Source organism: Peribacillus sp. CSMR9 (assembly GCF_033141925.1).
GTDB classification, from domain to species: domain Bacteria; phylum Bacillota; class Bacilli; order Bacillales; family DSM-1321; genus Peribacillus; species Peribacillus simplex_A.
Genome location: NZ_JAOPHO010000185.1, coordinates 1 through 1,339, shown reverse-complemented (window position 1 = coordinate 1,339; position 1,339 = coordinate 1). Strand labels below are relative to the sequence as shown.

General features: G+C 38.7%; 1 protein-coding gene and 1 rRNA gene. Both read left to right on the top strand.

What is annotated here, in order from left to right:
* A 5S ribosomal RNA gene (rrf, locus tag N9I19_RS25515) occupies nucleotides 1–77 on the top strand; the annotation flags it as partial.
* A gap of 165 nt (nucleotides 78–242) precedes the next feature.
* Nucleotides 243–1,097: a tyrosine-type recombinase/integrase gene (locus tag N9I19_RS24765; protein ID WP_289319196.1), complete on the top strand. Its 855-nt coding sequence runs from the start codon at nucleotides 243–245 to the stop codon at nucleotides 1,095–1,097.
* The last annotated feature ends 242 nt before the right edge of the window (nucleotides 1,098–1,339 follow it).

The window sequence follows — 1,339 nt, the reverse complement described above, 5'->3', positions numbered from 1 at the left end:
CCGAACACGGCAGTTAAGCTCTTCAGCGCCAATGGTAGTTGGGGGTTTCCCCCTGTGAGAGTAGGACGCCGCCAAGCAATGTTTATCACATCAATTAGGATCCATAAACCCGTATAAACAGGTTCAAATCCTATCAACGCATTCTAAACCTTAGGATTCTCCTAAGGTTTTTTTGTATAAATTCCACTATTCGTGTATTGGAAAGGCTTATTAATACCATGATTTTGGTAGGGGGCTTCTCGATGACCAGTAAAGAAGAAATCCTGGACAATAAACAAATTCTTCATTCTTTTGCCGAATGGTTAATGGGTCAACATAAATCCGATGGTACGATTAAAACCTATGTGGGAGTCATCTCCCAGTTTCTTCAATGGTTTAAAGGAGAAGCGGAAGAAATTGAAAAATCTCACGTGCAAACCTATTTAGACGATATGGAACAGTCAAACAAAAGTGGAGGAACGATTGAAAAACATTATTCAGCTATTACGATGTTTTCCAGATTCCTTGATAAACCCGAGATCATCCTCAACATCGACCGTAAAGCAAAGGGAAAAAAAGAAAATCCGCCTGAAGCCCTGAACATGCTTGAGCAAGCTGCTCTCCTAAAAGAAATTGAGGCCACTGGCCATTTCAGGAATATTGCCATAGTCTATACACTGATCCATACGGGTATCCGGGTGTCGGAACTTTGTGATTTGAACTATAGTGACATTCAAAAAGAGGGAGATAGGCAATATATCCTCATCCGGGATTCAAAAGGGGATATAGACAGGAAGATTCCACTCTCCATGGCTGCTAGTGAAAAGATCAGGGCATACAAGGAATTTTTAAATATGGAAACGGAAGTTATTTTCATATCCAGTGTGAATCAGCGTATCACGCCAAGATCCGTACAATATATGCTGACTAAATATAATGCGACTCCCCATAAGCTACGGAATACGTTTTGCCAAAAATTAATCGATAAGGGAATAGACCTTCAAACCGTTTCTAAATTAATGGGGCATAAAGATTTGAACATGACCAAACGTTATGTAGGAGAAGTAAAAGAAGAATTGGAATTAGCCATTGAAAATACTTTTGATGATAATTTATAAGCTAGGAAACCTTCATGCCTATCTTAGATGTATATCGGGAAGTATTCCTAAGCCTTGGTAAAGCTACTGAGTCTTCTTTATATAAGTAACAAAAGGGCATGGGGATTTCTGCAGATAAAAAGGCAGTTAAAGATTGTTTGCTGCATAATAAAAAAGCCTTTCTCTTAATTGAACTGTGCCCTTCAAAATGGACAGTCTTAAAAAAAGACCTATAAATTAAGCAGCTAATAGTTGACTCCCGT